This is a genomic window from Hymenobacter arcticus (genome assembly GCF_054779975.1).
Window position 1 is genome coordinate 646,112 of the sequence record NZ_BAAGXF010000002.1, and the last position, 16,367, is coordinate 662,478.

At 61.7% G+C, this 16,367-nt stretch carries 14 protein-coding genes; 11 read left to right on the forward strand and 3 right to left on the reverse strand.

Annotated elements, in window-relative coordinates:
• Positions 1-50: 50 nt before the first annotated feature.
• The gene (gene prfA, locus ACYVGC_RS06415) at positions 51-1,121 is read right to left on the reverse strand and encodes a peptide chain release factor 1 (RefSeq protein WP_460582974.1); all 1,071 of its coding nucleotides are present in this window, start codon (positions 1,119-1,121) and stop codon (positions 51-53) included.
• Between the two features lie 177 nt (positions 1,122-1,298).
• Between prfA and thrA the strand changes: the two genes are divergently transcribed.
• The 6 genes from thrA (at position 1,299) to ACYVGC_RS06445 (ending at position 8,650) form a co-directional block, all read left to right on the forward strand.
• Positions 1,299-3,749 carry a homoserine dehydrogenase family protein gene (thrA, locus tag ACYVGC_RS06420; protein ID WP_460582975.1) on the forward strand — a complete coding sequence of 817 codons (2,451 nt, stop codon included), beginning with the start codon at positions 1,299-1,301 and terminating at the stop codon, positions 3,747-3,749.
• Positions 3,750-3,872: 123 nt separating this feature from the next.
• Positions 3,873-4,814 carry a homoserine kinase gene (locus ACYVGC_RS06425; RefSeq protein WP_460582976.1) on the forward strand — a complete coding sequence of 314 codons (942 nt, stop codon included), beginning with the start codon at positions 3,873-3,875 and terminating at the stop codon, positions 4,812-4,814.
• On the forward strand, positions 4,811-5,215 hold the full coding sequence (locus ACYVGC_RS06430) for a hypothetical protein (RefSeq protein ID WP_460582977.1): 405 nt from the start codon (positions 4,811-4,813) through the stop codon (positions 5,213-5,215). Before ACYVGC_RS06425 ends, ACYVGC_RS06430 begins: the two co-directional genes overlap by 4 nt.
• Position 5,216: 1 nt before the next feature.
• On the forward strand, positions 5,217-6,509 hold the full coding sequence (thrC, locus tag ACYVGC_RS06435) for a PALP domain-containing protein (protein WP_460582978.1): 1,293 nt from the start codon (positions 5,217-5,219) through the stop codon (positions 6,507-6,509).
• 160 nt (positions 6,510-6,669) lie between these two features.
• The gene (locus ACYVGC_RS06440) at positions 6,670-7,359 is read left to right on the forward strand and encodes a c-type heme family protein (RefSeq protein ID WP_460582979.1); all 690 of its coding nucleotides are present in this window, start codon (positions 6,670-6,672) and stop codon (positions 7,357-7,359) included.
• A 7-nt stretch (positions 7,360-7,366) separates the two neighbouring features.
• Positions 7,367-8,650: a protoporphyrinogen/coproporphyrinogen oxidase gene (locus tag ACYVGC_RS06445; protein ID WP_460582980.1), complete on the forward strand. Its 1,284-nt coding sequence runs from the start codon at positions 7,367-7,369 to the stop codon at positions 8,648-8,650.
• Between the two features lie 68 nt (positions 8,651-8,718).
• Here ACYVGC_RS06445 and ACYVGC_RS06450 read toward each other — a convergent pair whose 3' ends face one another.
• Complete coding sequence (locus ACYVGC_RS06450; protein ID WP_460582981.1) at positions 8,719-9,609, reverse strand: LysR family transcriptional regulator; 891 nt, start codon at positions 9,607-9,609, stop codon at positions 8,719-8,721.
• Positions 9,610-9,768: 159 nt separating this feature from the next.
• On the opposite strand from ACYVGC_RS06450, the gene hppD reads away from it, so the two are divergent.
• From hppD to ACYVGC_RS06475, 5 genes are all read left to right on the forward strand, one after another.
• Entirely contained in the window at positions 9,769-10,899 is a 1,131-nt protein-coding gene (gene hppD / locus ACYVGC_RS06455) for a 4-hydroxyphenylpyruvate dioxygenase family protein (protein WP_460582982.1), read from the forward strand.
• Positions 10,900-11,056: 157 nt separating this feature from the next.
• Entirely contained in the window at positions 11,057-12,265 is a 1,209-nt protein-coding gene (locus ACYVGC_RS06460) for a homogentisate 1,2-dioxygenase (RefSeq protein WP_460582983.1), read from the forward strand.
• 105 nt (positions 12,266-12,370) lie between these two features.
• Positions 12,371-13,600, forward strand: a complete 1,230-nt coding sequence (locus ACYVGC_RS06465) for a Glu/Leu/Phe/Val dehydrogenase dimerization domain-containing protein (protein WP_460582984.1) — start codon at positions 12,371-12,373, stop codon at positions 13,598-13,600.
• Positions 13,601-13,770: 170 nt separating this feature from the next.
• Complete coding sequence (locus ACYVGC_RS06470; RefSeq protein ID WP_460582985.1) at positions 13,771-14,559, forward strand: HipA family kinase; 789 nt, start codon at positions 13,771-13,773, stop codon at positions 14,557-14,559.
• On the forward strand, positions 14,537-14,923 hold the full coding sequence (locus ACYVGC_RS06475) for a DUF3037 domain-containing protein (protein WP_460582986.1): 387 nt from the start codon (positions 14,537-14,539) through the stop codon (positions 14,921-14,923). Before ACYVGC_RS06470 ends, ACYVGC_RS06475 begins: the two co-directional genes overlap by 23 nt.
• A gap of 19 nt (positions 14,924-14,942) precedes the next feature.
• On the opposite strand, the gene ACYVGC_RS06480 is transcribed toward ACYVGC_RS06475, so the two are convergent.
• Positions 14,943-15,920: an ABC transporter ATP-binding protein gene (locus ACYVGC_RS06480; RefSeq protein WP_460582987.1), complete on the reverse strand. Its 978-nt coding sequence runs from the start codon at positions 15,918-15,920 to the stop codon at positions 14,943-14,945.
• Between the last annotated feature and the right edge of the window lie 447 nt (positions 15,921-16,367).

Below are 16,367 nucleotides of genomic sequence, written 5' to 3' on the forward strand. Positions count from 1 at the left end.
GGGTAGGCTTTTCACTAAAAACGGCAAGCTAAAGCTTACCACACAGCTCCTTACGACACGCCTACTTTCAGGCGCTCGGCGCTTTCGGCCAAGCGCAGCTGCTCCACAAAGTCGTCGATGTTGCCGTCCATCACGTTGGGCAGGTTGTGCACGGTGTAGCCGATACGGTGGTCGGTTACGCGGCCCTGGGGGTAGTTGTAGGTGCGGATTTTGTCCGAGCGGTCGCCGCTGCCAATCATGCCCTTGCGAATGGCGCCTTCGGCCTCGTTCTTCTTAGCCAGCTCGATTTCGAAGATGCGCGAGCGCAACACGGCCAGCGCCTTATCGAAGTTCTTGAGCTGCGACTTCTGGTCTTGGCACTGGGCTACGATGCCGCTGGGCAAGTGGGTGAGGCGCACGGCCGAGTACGTGGTGTTTACCGACTGCCCGCCGGGGCCGGACGACATAAACAAGTCCTTGCGGATATCGTTCATATCCAGGTCGATATCGAATTCCTCCGCCTCGGGCATCACCACGATGGAGGCCACCGAGGTGTGAATGCGGCCTTGGGTTTCGGTGGCCGGCACGCGTTGCACGCGGTGCACACCGCTTTCAAACTTGAGCTTGCCGTACACGTCCTCGCCCTTCACGGCGAGCACAATTTCTTTGTAGCCGCCGGCGGTGCCGTCCATAGCGTCCACCAATTCCATTTTCCAGCCCTGCTTTTCGGCAAAGCGCAGGTACATGCGCTGCAAGTCGCCGGCAAACAGCGAGGCCTCGTCGCCGCCCGCGCCGGCCCGGATTTCCATAATCACGTCCTTCGAGTCGTTGGGGTCCTTCGGAATCAGCAACTCCTTGATGGCCACCTCCATGCGGTCGGCCTCGGGCACCAGCTCGTCGAGTTCAGCTTTGGCCATTTCGCGGAAGTCCTCGTCTTTTTCGGTCGACACAACCTGGCGCGCGCCCTCTATATTGCTGAGTACCTGCTGGTAAGCGCGGTACGCAGTCACGATTCTACCTAGTTCCTTGAACTCCTTATTAAGAGACTTGAAGCGCTTCATGTCGCCCATCACCTCGGGCTGCATGAGCTCGTGGTTCACGTTGTCGTAGCGCTCGCGGATGGCTTCGAGTTTATCCAGCATTTTGTGGTCAGAAAAAATAGTCAGTAGTTTGCAAAGATACGGCTGAGTAACAACGTCCTTTGCGGTCGGCGTTCCGCGCCAATTCTTTACGCTGCCTGGGGTTGTCTTTCCCACCTACGCCAGGCCCCCACTTACTGCGCGGCCGGTTGCGGCGGGCCGGGCCTTCGCCACCAGAGTATGCAAGTATTGAAGTTCGGGGGCACGTCGGTGGCCTCCGCCGAAAACATCGGGAAAGTAATGGCCATCGTGACGAGCGCGCTCACCCAGGGGCCCGTGGTACTAGTTGTGTCGGCGCTGGGCGGCACCACCGACGCCCTCATTGGGGCTGGCCGCGCCGCGGCTAGCGGCGACGAAGCCTTCCGCGCCACCCTGCGCCAGCTCGAAGCCCGCCACCTCACCGCCGCCGAAACCCTGCTGCCTAGCGCCGAGGCCCAAACCGAAATTCAGCCCTGGCTCACTGCCCAGTTTGCGGAGCTGGCCCTGCTGGCCGACGGCATTTTTGCTTTGGGCGAGCTGTCGCCGCGCACCTTGGACCGCCTCATGAGCTACGGCGAGCTGCTGTCGTCGCGCCTCGTGGTGGCCGCGTTTCAGGCGCGCGGCCTGGCCACCACCTGGGCCGACAGCCGGCAGCTCATCCGCACCAATTCGCGCTTCGGCATGGCGCAGGTGGAGGAAAGCGTTACCAACCAGCAAGTAGCAGATTTTCAAAAGAATAACACTGATAACCTGTGGGTTGCACCCGGCTTCATCGCCGCCGATGCTGCGGGGCACACCACCACGCTGGGCCGCGGCGGCTCCGACTATACCGCCGCCATTCTGGCCGCCGCGCTCAGCGCCGAAAAGCTCGAAATCTGGACCGATGTGAGCGGTATGCTCACCGCCGACCCGCGCCTGGTGCGCTCGGCGCGGCCCATCGCCCGCATCAGCTACGAGGAGGCGATGGAGCTGTCGCACTTCGGGGCTAAGGTGCTCTACGCGCCCACGGTGCAGCCCGTGCGCCAGTGCGGCATCCCGATGTGGATTAAAAACACCTTTGCGCCAGATGATTACGGCACCTTGGTGGAAGTGGCGCCGCCGCCCAGCCCAGCCGTAGTGCGCGGCTTGTCGAGCATCGGCCACCTGGCCCTGCTCAACCTAGAGGGCAGCGGCATGGTGGGCGTGCCGGGCTTTTCGGCCCGGCTGTTTGCGGCGCTGGCGCGAGCCCGTATCAACGTGGTGCTCATCACGCAAAGCTCGTCGGAGCACTCCATTTGCGTGGGTGTGAACGAGGCCGATGTGTCCGTGGCCCAAACGGTTGTCAATGAAGAGTTTGCCGCCGAAATAGCCACCCGCCGCCTGGAGCCGCTGCGGCCCGAAACCGGCCTGGCCATTGTGGCGCTGGTGGGCGAAAACATGAAAAATCACCCTGGCATCAGCGGCCGCTTATTTGGTGCGCTGGGGCATAATGGGGTCAATATCAGAGCGATAGCGCAGGGCGCGAGCGAACGCAATATCTCCACCGTTATTCGGGCCGACGACGTGCGCAAGGCCATCAATGTGCTGCACGAGGAGTTCTTTGAGGCTACTTATAAACAGGTGAACCTCTTCATCTTAGGCCCCGGCAACGTGGGTGGCAAGCTGCTGGCCCAGTTGGCCCAGCAGCAGCCCTACCTGCGCGAGAAGCTGGGCCTCGACCTGCGCGTGGTGGCCATCGCCAACAGCCGCCACTGCCTGGTGAGCGACGAAGGCGGCCTCGACCTCAGCACCTGGCCCGAAGATTTGAGCGAAGCGCCCAAACTGACCCTGGAGGAATTCACTGACCTCATTATCAGCAAAAACTTGCGCAACTCCATCTTCGTGGACGTTACGGCCAACCCCGCCGCCGCTGGCCAATATGCCCCGCTGCTGGCCAAAAGCATTGCCGTGGTGGCCTGCAACAAAGTGGCCGCCTCGGCCGACTACGCCAGCTACCGCCAGCTCAAGCAGCTAGCCCAGGATTTCAACACCAAGTACCTGTTTGAAACCAACGTGGGCGCGGCGCTGCCCGTCATCGGTACGCTCGGCGACCTCACCCGCAGCGGCGACGTGGTGCGCCGGATGCAGGCGGTGCTCTCAGGCACACTCAACTTTGTGTTCAACAACTACGACGGCTCGCGACCCTTTGCCGAGGTGGTAGCCCAGGCCCAGGCCGAAGGCTACACCGAGCCCGACCCGCGCCTCGACCTCAACGGCTCGGACGTGGCCCGCAAAATTCTTATCCTGGCCCGCGAAGCTGGCCAGGCCCTGGAAATGAGCGAGGTAGCCAACGAAAGCTTTCTGCCCGCCTCTTGCCTCGACGGCGACGTGGCCGCCTTCTACGAGCAGCTGGCCGTGCACGAGCCGCACTTCCGCGCCCTCTACGACGAAGCGGCCGGCCAAAACAAGCGCCTCAAGTTCGTGGCCCAGTACGCCGACGGCCACGCCGCCGTGGGCCTCCAGCAAATCGCGCCCGGACACGACCTCTACGAGCTGCGCGGCAAAGACAACGTGGTGCTTTTCTATACCGACCGCTACCCCGAGCAGCCGCTGGTAGTGAAAGGTGCCGGCGCGGGGGCCGAAGTCACGGCCTCGGGCGTGTTTGCGGATATCATCCGCGCCGCCCGGCTGTAATACAATCATACGCTTGTCATTGCGAGCGCAGCGAAGCAATCGCCCCAGTACAACGTCCGAACGACTCGTTCCGACGCGATTGCTTCGCTGCGCTCGCAATGACAAACGTTGTTAAGTACAATTATGCCGCTTCCCTCCTCCGTCACCGTGCACGCGCCGGCCACCATTGCCAACGTGGGCTGCGGCTTCGACGTGCTGGGCCTGTGCCTCACCGCGCCCTACGACACCGTGCGCCTCACGCGCCGCGACCAGCCAGGCATCACCATCACGCACACGGATGCCTACAACCTACCCACCGACCCCAACCGCAACGTGGCCGGCGCGGCCCTCTTGGCGCTGCTGCGCGCTGTGCCCGAGCCCCTGGGCTTCGATGTGGAGATTACCAAGGGCATCCGGCCGGGCAGCGGCATTGGCAGCAGCGCGGCCAGCGCGGCGGGCGCAGTAGTGGCGGCCAATGCGCTGCTGGGTAATCGCTTCACGCATAAAGAGCTGATTGACATGGCGATGTATGGCGAGGCCGTAGCCTCGGGTGTGCGCCACGCCGACAACATCGCGCCCGCCATTTGCGGGGGCTTCACGCTGGTGCGGGCCGTGCAGCCGGTGCTCGACGTGGTGGCCCTGCCGGCCCCGCCGCTGTGGGTGGCCGTGGTGCACCCGCAGTTTGAGGTGCGCACCCAAGAAGCTCGTGCCGTGCTGCCCACCACCGTGCCGCTCTCGCTGGCCGTGCGCCAGTGGGCCAACGTGGGTGGGCTGGTGGCTGGTTTTTTAACCCATGACAATGAGCTGATTAGTCGCGCATTGGAGGACTATATTGTGGAGCCGGCCCGTGCCTCGCTCATTCCTGGCCTCGGTGAAGCCAAGCGGCTGGCCCTGGTTGCCGGGGCGCTGGGCGGCGGTATTTCGGGTTCGGGCCCATCCATTTTCATGCTGAATAGCGATGAAGCCACCGCTCACGCCGCCGCCGCCGCCATGGGCAGCGTGTACCGCAAAATGGGCATTGATTTTCACTTGCACGTGGGGCCCATTGCCAGCGAAGGAGCCCGCGTGGTGGCGAACGGACTATGAGAACGAAGCAACTTCTGCTGTTGCTTGGGGTAGTAAGCACCGCTAACTATGCGTTTGCTCAGGCCGCCCAACCCAGAAGAATATATTTGGGCGATATAAAGGACAAGCAAGGGCAGGTCATTTACCAGGTAGTAAACCGCTTCTATACCATGCGGGCAGCACGGATGCAGCATGGACACAGTGAAATTCTGTTTCTAAACCTTGCCGGGCAGCCAGTAGCTTCTTATGCAGTAAGTATGCCCGAAAACCTGCCAGTGGATTTACGAAGTAATATTCTTTATTTCCGTTATCAGCGTTCTGGCCGCAGTCAGTCTGCCCAATACCAGCAGTTAATTAATCCAGCTGTACCTCTACCCGCCGTGCTGTGCGTGGCCCCAGGCGATTGCTTTCATAGACAATAACATGAACTATTACAGCCTCAACCGCCAGTCGCCGCCCGTTGATTTTCGCGCCGCCACTATTACCGGGCAAGCCCCCGACGGCGGCCTGTACTTCCCCGAAACCATCCCGCAGTTTTCGGAGGATTTCCTGCAAAACCTGCCCAACCTATCGCCCGCCGACGTAGCCTACGCCGTGATGCAGCCCTACGTGGGCGACACCATTCCGGAGGCCGACCTGCGCCGCATCTGCGCCGAAACGGTCGATTTTCCGTTCCCGCTGGTGCCGGTGACCGGGCAAATGGGGGCGCTTGAGTTATTTCATGGGCCCACGCTGGCGTTTAAGGACGTAGGGGCGCGGTTTATGAGCCGGTGCCTGGGCTACTTTTCGCGGGGCGAAACCGCGCCCGTGACGGTGCTGGTGGCCACCTCCGGCGATACGGGCGGGGCCGTGGCGCACGGCTTCTTGGGCGTGCCGGGCGTGGAGGTCGTCATCCTCTACCCCTCAGGCAAGGTGAGCCCCTTGCAGGAATTGCAACTCACCACGCTTGGGCAAAATATTGCGTCCCTGGAAGTTGACGGTAACTTCGACGACTGCCAGCGCCTGGTAAAGCAGGCGTTTTTGGATGAGGAGCTGACCAGCCGGCGCACGCTCACCTCAGCCAACTCCATTAACGTGGCGCGCTGGCTGCCGCAACAGCTGTATTACCTGTTTGCCCTGCAGCAGTGGGCCCCCGCCGCGCCGCCGGTTATTTCGGTGCCAAGCGGCAACTTTGGCAACCTCTGCGCTGGGCTGCTGGCCCACGCCTCGGGCCTGCCGGTGGGCCATTTCATCGCGGCCTGCAACGCCAACGATGCTGGGGCCGAGTACCTACGTACGGCGATTTTTGCTCCCAAAACGGCCGTGGCTACCCTCTCCAACGCCATGGATGTGGGCCACCCGAGTAATTTCGTGCGCATTCTAGAACTATTTAAGCATGAGCATGTTATCATTAGTCAATTGCTGAGCGGCTGCACCGTGAGCGATGCTGACACCAGCGCCACTATCCGGCGCGTGGCGGCCGAGCGTGGTTACCTACTCGACCCGCATGGCGCAGTGGCGTTTTTTGCCCTAGAAGATTACTTGCGGGAGTACCCGGCTGCCGCGGGCTTTCTGCTGGCCACGGCCCACCCAGTGAAGTTTCCGGAAGTAGTGGAACCGCTCATCGGCCGCAAAATTGAGTTGCCGGCCGCCTTGCACTACCTGCTCGAAAAGCCTAAGCACAGCGTGCCGCTAGCTCCGCGCTACGAGGCATTGCGTAACTGGCTGCTGGGGTAGCGTGGACCCTGCGAGTCCGCGCGTGGGAACGTTGTTTGCCGCATGAAAAAAGTTGTTTGCCGCGTTCAAAAGTGCTACCTAATGACCCCACGCGCGGACTCACAGCGTCCACGCTATTGGCTTCGCGCAACCTTCGCCCGGCTAAATCAGTTGCCGCAGTATGGGTTTGTTGAAAATCAAGTTTGTCCTGCCCGCCCTGCTGGCGCTGGCCGCCTGCCGGCCCGACCAAGTGCGCCACCTCACCGGTACCAAGGAGATAGCCGAAGAAACGGCCAACTGGGAGGTTAAGCGCATCATGCCCAACGATTTGCTGCACGCCACGCGCTGGGCCGGCGACTCGCTCACCGCCTACGCCGATACGCTGCTGCGCCGCACCCTGGCCCGCGAGCTGCGCAAGGGTGGCGTGGCCCAGGCTGCCAACTTCTGCCGCCCGCAGGCCTACCCGCAGGTAGATTCCATGGCCCGCAAGTGGCACCTGGTGCCGCGCCGCGCCGAGTGGCAGCCAGCTACGGCCAGCGCCACTCCGGCCGCCGTGGCCGCCGCCGGCCTGCGCCCCGATACCATGCGCCTCATCGGCCGCCCGGCCGCCGACACTTTCTATTACCAGCGTCCCATCACGCTGGCCAATACCCTATGCTTGCGCTGCCATGGCCAGCCGGGCCGCGACCTCACCTTGGCCGAAAGCCAGTTGCTGCAAAAACAATACCCTAACCTCAAGGCGGTGGGCCGCCAACAAAACCAGGTGCTCGGGGCTTGGCAGCTCACCCTGGAGCGCACCGGGGTAGCCGAGTTTTACACCATGAAAACGCGCAAGAAGTGGAAAGAGCACAAGATGCCGAAGTTGTTTTAAGTTGATTATGAGTGATATAAATCCAGTTATCATTATTGGCGCGGGTATGGCCGGCTTGGCTTGCGCTACCTGGCTGCACCGTGCGGGCCGCCCGGTGCTACTACTCGAAGCCGCCGACGCCGTGGGCGGCCGCGTGCGCACCGACCTCACGCCTGACGGCTTCCGGCTCGACCGCGGCTTTCAAATTCTGCTCACGAACTACCCCGAGGCGCGGCGCATGTTCGACTACGGCGCGCTCAACCTGAAGGTATTTCGTTCGGGTGCCCTCATTCAGCTGCCCGATGGGCAGGAAACCACCCTCGAAAATCCGCTGCATGCGCCCCTCATGGCATTTGCCGCCCTGGCTTCGCCCATTGGTACTGCCAAAGACAAGGCGCTTATTATGAAGCTGGTGGCGCAGCTGGCGGGCCGCCCACCCGCGCAGCTACTGGCTCAGCCGGCCATCTCGACCCTGGAGTTTCTGCGCCGCTTCGGCTGGAGCGAGCAGATTATCAACACGTTCTTCAAGCCCTTCTTCGGTGGCGTGTACCTCGACCGCGAGCTGAACACGGCCAGCAACTTCTTCGAGTTTGTGTTCCAGCAGTTTATGCAGGGTATGGCGGTAATGCCTGCCTTGGGTATGCAGCAATTGCCAGAGCAGCTGGCGGGCCGCCTGCCCGCGGGCAGCCTGCGCCTGAACACGCCCGTGCAGGCCATTGCCGAAGGCGGCCGCCTGGTGCACCTCGCCAACGGTGAAACCCTGACCGCCGCTGCCGTAGTGCTGGCCACCGATGGCCCTGCCACGGCGCAGCTTCTCGGCGCCAGCCCGGGCTTGCCAGCGGCCGCGGCCCCCGCCACACTGGCCGCCCGCGTCACCACCTGCACTTACTTCGCCACGGCGGGCCCGGCCCCCAGTCACGGCCGGCGCTTGCTGCACCTGAATGCCCAGCCCGGCGCGTTGGCGCACAACGTAGCCTTCCCGGCCGAGGTAAGCGCGGCCGTGGCCCCCGCCGGCCAGGGTTTGGTATCGGTGAGCACCCACGGCGAGCACGGGCTGTCGGAAGAAGAGCTGACAACCCGCTTGCGCGCCGAGCTGGCGGCCTGGTTTGGGCCGGTGGCCAACATGTGGCGGCACCTGCGTACCTACCGCATCGAGCACGCGCTGCCGGTGTACACCGCTGGCCAGCCCGTGCAGCAGGAGCTGCGCCTCAACGATACCCTTTTCCGCTGCGGCGACTGGACGAGCTACCCTTCCCTAAATGCCGCGCTCGGCACTGGTCGCCAGGTAGCCGAAATGCTACTGGCGCAGTAGCGCGGATTCTGCGAGTCCGCGCGTGTTATCACCCAAACGCTTCCACGCGCGGGCTCGCAGCGTCCACGCTACACTAGTGCCACCAGCGCTTGCAGCAGCGGAGCCGGCCGCTCGGCTAGGTAAGCCACGCATTGTGTGATAGTTACTTGCTGGCCCTCGGCTACCCGCAGTGGCCGCGCCACCACGCCCGGCACCTGGCTCAAGTCAAAAAACGACGGCACAAAGGCTACGCCCAGTCCCAGCCGCACGAGGTTACTCAGCAACTCCAGCGACGAGACTTCCTGCACAATGGCCCCGCGCCGGCTGAAGCCTGCCTGCTGGCACAGGTGCTCAATCTCGTCATACACCGGGTGCAGCGGACGGCTGATTTCCACCCATTTTTCGTGCGCCAAGGCTTCGAGCGGCACCTCGGGCAGGGCGGCCAGCGGGTGGGCGGCGGGCAGGGCCACCGTCAGGCCGCCCTGGCCGAACGGCCGCGCTGCTAGCTCAGGATGTAATAGAGGCAACATGGTGAGGCCGAGTGAAATACGGCCCGCTACTAGCGCCTCTTGCACGGCCCGGAAGGTGGGCAGCTCGTGCAAGTGAAACTGCACCTCCGGAAAGCTTGCCGCAAAGCGCTGCACAATGCCCACCAGGCGGTCGGGCCGCAACAGTTGGTAATAGCCCAGCTCCACGGTTTTTTGCTGCGAGCCCACCCGGCGCACGTTTTCAATGGCTTGCTGGCTGAGGAGCAGCAACTGCTGCGCCTCTACTAAAAAAACAGTCCCGGCTTCGGTGAGCACTACCCGGCGCTGGCGCGTGCGTTGCTGATGGTCAAATAACTCCACGCCCAACTCGCTCTCTAGCAGTTGTATCTGCTGGCTCAAGGCGGGCTGCGACACGCATAGCCGAGTGGCCGCCCGGCCATAATGTAGCTCAACAGCTACCTCAGCAAAGTACCGCAACTGCCGGAGTTCCATGGTGGCAAATTTCCATAAGAAATTCTTATTAGCCTCATAAGTAGCCGATATTGGACAAGGCGGCTAACAGTTGTTAGTATTACGTAGAATTTAGTTGTCGACGTGGCATCAGCAGTCGGCTATTCTTTTCTCTGTTCCACCCAGCTATTAGCCCCACCCATGGAAACCCTCGTCGCCCAAGAGCTTCAGCAACGCGCCACTACCGATTTCCTGCCCCTACTCGGTACCGACCACCTCGAATTTTACGTGGGCAACGCCAAGCAGGCGGCCTACTACTACAAGGCGGCGTTTGGCTTCCAAACCGTAGCCTACGCGGGTCCCGAAACCGGCGTGCGCGACCGCGCCAGCTACGTGGTGCAGCAGGGCAAAATTCGGCTGGTGCTCACCACAGCCATGAAGTCGGACCACATTATTGCCGAGCACGTGCGCCAGCACGGCGACGGCGTCAAAATCCTGGCCCTGCTGGTGGACGATGCTTACGCGAGCTACGAGAAAACCATGAGCCGCGGCGCCCGCAGCTACCAGGAGCCCCGTACCCTCACCGACGAATTTGGCGAGGTGCGCACGGCCGGTATCTACACCTACGGCGAAACGGTGCACCTTTTTGTAGAGCGCAAAAACTACACGGGGGCCTTCATGCCGGGCTACGCGGCCCAGGAATCCAGCTTCAACCCCACTGAAGCCGGCTTGCTCTACGTAGACCATTGCGTGGGCAACGTGGGCTGGAACCGCATGAACGAAACCGTGAAGTGGTACGAGGATGTGATGGGCTTCGCCAATATCCTCAGCTTTGACGACAAGCAGATTACCACCGAGTATTCGGCCCTCATGAGCAAGGTAATGAGCACCGGCAACGGCTACGTCAAATTCCCCATCAACGAGCCGGCCGAGGGCAAGAAGAAGTCGCAGATTGAGGAATACCTGACCTTTTACGAAGGCGAAGGCGTGCAGCACATTGCGGTGGCTACCAACGACATCATCAGCACCGTGCGCGAGCTGAAAAGCCGCGGCGTAGAGTTTCTCAATACCCCCGATAGCTACTACGACAACCTGCGCGCCCACGTCGGCGACATCGACGAGGACGTAGAAGCCCTGCGCGCCCTGCGCATCATGGCCGACCGCGACGAGGAAGGCTACCTCCTCCAGATTTTCACCAAGCCCGTGGAGGACCGCCCCACCGTTTTCTTCGAAATCATCCAGCGCAAAGGGGCCAAAAGCTTCGGTGCCGGTAACTTCAAAGCCCTGTTCGAGAGCCTGGAGCGCGAGCAGGACCGCCGGGGAAACCTATAATCGTCTGTTATCGCAAAAATCGTTTGTCATTGCGAGCACAGTGAAGCAATCGCACCTGAACGGCACCCGCGCCGTTTATTCGGCTATCGTTCTGATGCGATTGCTTCGCTGTGCTCGCAATGACAAGCGGTCTTTATTCTAACTCCCTTTCCCACCCATGCCCATTTACCACAAGCTCGGCCGGCTGCCCCACACGCGCCACACGGTATTTGAGAAGCCCGAGGTCGGCCTCTACTACGAGCAGCTTTTCGGCACCATCGGCTTCGAGGGCATGTCGTCGCTGCTATACCACCTGCGCCGGCCCACCACGGTAAAGGAAATTCTGGGCGAAACCGACCTCACTCCCAAAATCGCGGTTGAGAAAAGCATCAAGGCCCGGCTGCTCAAAGGCTTCGACCTACCCGCGCAGGACGACTACTTGCAGTCGCGCACCCCCATTCTGGTCAATGCCGACGTGCACATCAGCCTGGCCGCCCCGCGCCAGTCGCTGACCCAGTATTTCTACAAAAACGCTGATGCCGATGAGCTGTTGTTCGTGCACAAAGGCACGGGCAAGCTGCGTACCCAGCTCGGCAATATTACATTCGAACCTGGTGATTATCTGCTCATTCCGCGCGGCATCATCTACCAAATCGAATTCGATTCGGAGGCTAACCGCCTGCTCATCGTGGAGTCGTTCCACCCGATGTACACGCCCAAGCGCTACCGCAATCACTTCGGCCAGCTGCTGGAGCACGCGCCCTACTCGGAGCGCGACTACAAGCTGCCCACCGAGCTGGAAACCCACGATGAGCTGGGCGATTTCGTGGTGAAAATCAAGAAGCAGGTCGTGCTGCACGAGCTGCTGTACCCGTCGCACCCCTTCGACGTGGTGGGTTGGGATGGCTACAACTACCCGTATGGCATGAATATCCGTGATTTTCAGCCCATTACTGGCAAGGTGCACCAGCCGCCACCCGTGCACCAGCAGTTCGAAACCAAGGCCTTCGTGGTCTGCTCGTTCGTGCCCCGCCTGTTCGACTACCACCCCCAGGCCATCCCCGCGCCCTACCACCACTCCAACATCGACTCCGACGAGCTGCTGTACTACGTGGATGGTAACTTCATGTCGCGCAATAACATAGCCGCCGGTCACCTCACACTGCACCCTGGCGGCATTCCGCACGGTCCCGCGCCGGGCGCTTACGAGCGCAGCATTGGCAAAACCGGTACCGACGAGTGGGCCGTCATGATTGACACCTTCCGCCCCCTCATGCTCACCGAGGCCGCCCTGAAACTGGACGATGGCGTGTACTACAAGTCGTGGCTCGAACCCGCCAGCCCCGCCGCTGCCACCGACGACCAGCGATTGGAGCGCATTGAATAAGGCCAAAAGCCATCAGCTAAAAGCTGATGGCTTTTGGCTTAATAACCAGTCAGTAACCCAAAAAAAAAGCTAACAGCCAAAGGCTAGTAGCCAACAGCTTACAAAATGAAAGACCTCCTCGCTCAATTCGAGCAAAAGCGCCCCGAAATCGTCTTCGAATGGCAAGACCCCGAAACCGAAGCCGAAGGCTGGGTAGTCATCAACTCGCTGCGCGGCGGCGCGGCCGGCGGCGGCACTCGCATGCGCAAGGGCCTCGACAAGCGCGAGGTCGAAAGCCTGGCCAAAACGATGGAAATCAAGTTTACCGTCTCCGGCCCGGCCATCGGCGGGGCCAAGTCGGGTATCAACTTCGACCCCCAGGACCCCCGCAAGCGCGGCGTGCTCGAACGCTGGTACAAAGCCGTAATCCCTTTACTGAAAGCCTACTACGGCACCGGCGGCGACCTCAATGTGGATGAAATCCACGAAGTAATTCCCCTCACCGAGGACTATGGCCTCTGGCACCCGCAGGAGGGCGTAGTCAACGGCCACTACCGCGCCACCGAGCCCCAAAAAATCCAGAAGCTCGGCCAACTTCGCCAGGGCGTAGTCAAAGTGCTGGAAGATAGCACCTTCACGCCCAGCCTGGCCCGCAAGTATACCGTGGCCGACCTCATCACCGGCTACGGCGTGGCCGAGGCCGTGCGCCACTACTATACGCTGTGGGGCGGCCGCTCGGTGGCCGGCAAGCGCGTCATCATCCAGGGTTGGGGCAACGTGGGTGCGGCGGCGGCCTATTACCTGGCCACCCAGGGTGCGCATATCGTGGGTATCATCGACCGGGCCGGCGGCCTGCTCCGCCCCGAGGGCCTGAGCCTGGAAGAAGTCCGCGCCCTGTTCCTGAGCCGCGATGGCAACGCCCTGCACGCCAACGACTTGCTATCCTTCGAAGAAATAAGCCAGCGCATCTGGACGGCCGGCGCCGAGATTTTCGTGCCCGCCGCCGCCTCGCGGCTCGTCACCCAGGCGCAGGTCGAAGCCCTGGTAGCCAACGGCTTAGAGGTAATCTCGTGCGGGGCCAACGTGCCCTTCGCCGACCCCGCCATCTTCTTCGGCCCCACCGGCGAGTGGGCCGACGCGCACTGCGCCGTCATCCCCGATTTCATCGCCAACTGCGGCATGGCCCGCGTCTTCGCCTACCTCATGGAAACCGGGGCCGAAATCACCGACCAAGCCATCTTCCACGATACCTCGCGCATCATCGAGTCAGCCCTAGCCCGCACCCGCCAGCAAAGCGCCGAAACCACCGGCATCGCCCAGCGCTCCTTCGAAATGGCCCTGCGGCAGCTGGTATAGAGCATTACTGGTATTAGACGCTATTTTTACAGTTGTCATTGCGAGCGCAACGAAGTGGAGCGCGGCAATCTTTCCTTCACGTGGGGGTTACTAATCCAACGTAAAAGGAAAGGCTGCCGCGCTCCACTTCGTTGCGCTCGCAATGACAAACGGTCCTTTTGCCTATTCTAATGAGCTCACCTCTCGCCCTGCGCACCGTCCACGTCACGCGCTACATCACGCCGTTGCGCGAAGGCGGCTCCTTGCCCGCCCTCGTCGAAGCCGACGACGGCTTTATGTACGTAGTGAAATTCCGGGGCGCGGGCCAGGGTATTAAAGTATTGATAGCCGAGCTGTTAGTGGGCGAAATAGCCCGCGTCCTCGGCCTGCGCCTACCCGAGCTCGTGTTCTGCGAGCTCGACGAAGCCTTCGGCCGCACCGAGCCCGACGAAGAAATCCAGGACCTGCTGCGCGCCAGCACCGGCCGCAACCTGGCGCTGCACTTCCTATCCGGGGCCAGCACCTTCGACCCCCTGGTAACCACCGTGGAACCTCATCTGGCTTCCCTGGTAGTCTGGCTCGATTGCCTCACCCTCAACGTCGACCGCACCGCCCGCAACACCAATATGTTGCTCTGGCACAAAGAGTTGTGGCTCATCGACCATGGCGCGGCGCTCTACGTGCACCACACCGGCCCACAGTGGGTACAGTCAGCCACCCGGCCCTTCCCTTCGGTAAAAGACCACGTGCTGCTACCCCAGGCCACCGAGCTGGCCGCCGTTGATGCCGAATGCCGCGCCCGCCTCACGCCCGCTGTGCTGGCCGCCATCATCGCCACTATCCCCGACGAGTGGCTCATCGAGCCCGACCTCACCCCCGCCGAGCAACGCGCTAATTACCAGCAGTTTATGGAAGCACGCCTCGCCGTTTCCGTCACTTTCACCCAAGAAGCCGACCATGCCCGCCAAGCACTTGTTTGAGTACGCCGTGCTCCGCGTAGTGCCCCGCGTCGAGCGCGAAGAGTTTCTGAACGTGGGCGTTATCCTGTACTGTTCGTCCCAGGGCTTCCTGCAAGCCACCTGCGAGCTCAACGAAACCCGCCTGCAAGCCTTCGCCGGTGCCCACCTCGACCTGCCCGCCGTGCGCGAGCGCCTGCGCTCCTTCGAACGCATCTGTCAGGGCCGCGCCACCGGTGGGCCCATCGGCCAGTTGGCCATCGCCTCCCGTTTCCGCTGGCTCACCGCCCACCGCAGCACCATCATCCAGACTTCGCCCGTGCACCCCGGCTTGTGCCAAGATGCTGCCACCACTTTGGCCAAGTTACACGCGCAGTTGGTAGGGTAAGCCCGGGGTGGGCCACTTTCTACTCAATCGCCCAAGTATTTTCGGCCCGCACGGCCACGCCTACCGCATCGCCTAGTGCCACCGTAGGCACGCTCACCCGCGCACGCACCACGTTTTCGGGCAGTGCCACCTCCACCTCGTAATAGCTGCCAAAAAACCGCACGGCTCGCACCAAACCCGGTAGCGCACCCGCCCCGGCTTGTACAAGGCGGAAATGCTCAGGTCGTACTAATAAGGTAGGCGCATTCAACCCGTTCGGCACCAGGGCCAGCCGGTCGGCTCCCCGCACCAGGTTATAATCGCCAAAGAGCGCCGCTGTGTACTCATCCACCGGCTGGTTATAAAGCTGGGTCGGCGACCCTTGCTGCACCAATTTCCCTCGGCGCAGCACCAGCACCTCATCCGCCCACGACAGCGTATCCGCCGCATCGTGCGATACCAGCAGGCAGGTAATGCCCAGCCGCGCGCCCAGCTCTTCTATTATAGCCTGCATCGTTTGCTTATGCACCCGGTCCAGATTCGAAAAGGGTTCATCCAGCAGCAGCAGCGCCGGCGACCCCAGCAGCAGGCGCGCCAGGGCCACCCGCTGCTGCTCGCCCCCCGACAGCTGGTCGGTGCGCCGCGCCAGTAAATGGTCAATCCGACACAGTGTATATAAGAGGTGCGTTTCCGCCGCCGCCCGCTTGCTAGCATACTGCAACACCTGCTCCACGCGCAAAAACTTCGGCAGGTCCGACTTCTGCGATAAGTACGCCACTCCCGGATGCCCCGGCACTAGCGCCACCGCCGGCCCGCGCACCCGGCTGCCCAATATGCGTATTTCTCCGGTACTAGGCTGCACCAGCCCCGCTATCACTTGCAGCAAGGTGCTTTTGCCTGCTCCACTCTCGCCCGCCAGTGCCAGCTTTTGCCCCTGCCGCTGCCCAAAGCTGATGGGAGCCAGCACCACGCTGCCGTTCTCCTCCAGACTGATGTCCGCTACCCTTATTAAATCCATGCTACAAACTACCGCACTACTACGCCCCTAGACAAGGCCAGCCCGCTTATTGCTTCTATTGCACCAGGCCTAATGCTACGTACCCGCTACTACCACACACCGCACAAACCCTCTCAAAACCACCCTAGCACCTGCATTACCCTCAAAAGTTACCCCCGTCAACCATGCAATGCGGGCTACCAACCTCTATCCTACGAACCATCCCCGCTCCTCAAGTCTCAGCGCATCTCCGAGCATACCGTGCAGGTTAAAAAATATCCTTTGGTAACCAATTAGGCATCAGTAAGCTAGCTAGGCAAATCTAATCTGCAAGGAAGTACAGAGTGTTTTTCTCGCTTTGCCAGCTTGCAAAGCCAGCAAAAATCCCTACTTTTGCACTCCCAAACCGCCTAAGGCTGCTCACTAGCCTCTCAGCGCCAGGGAAACTAAAATCAGCCTCGAAAATAA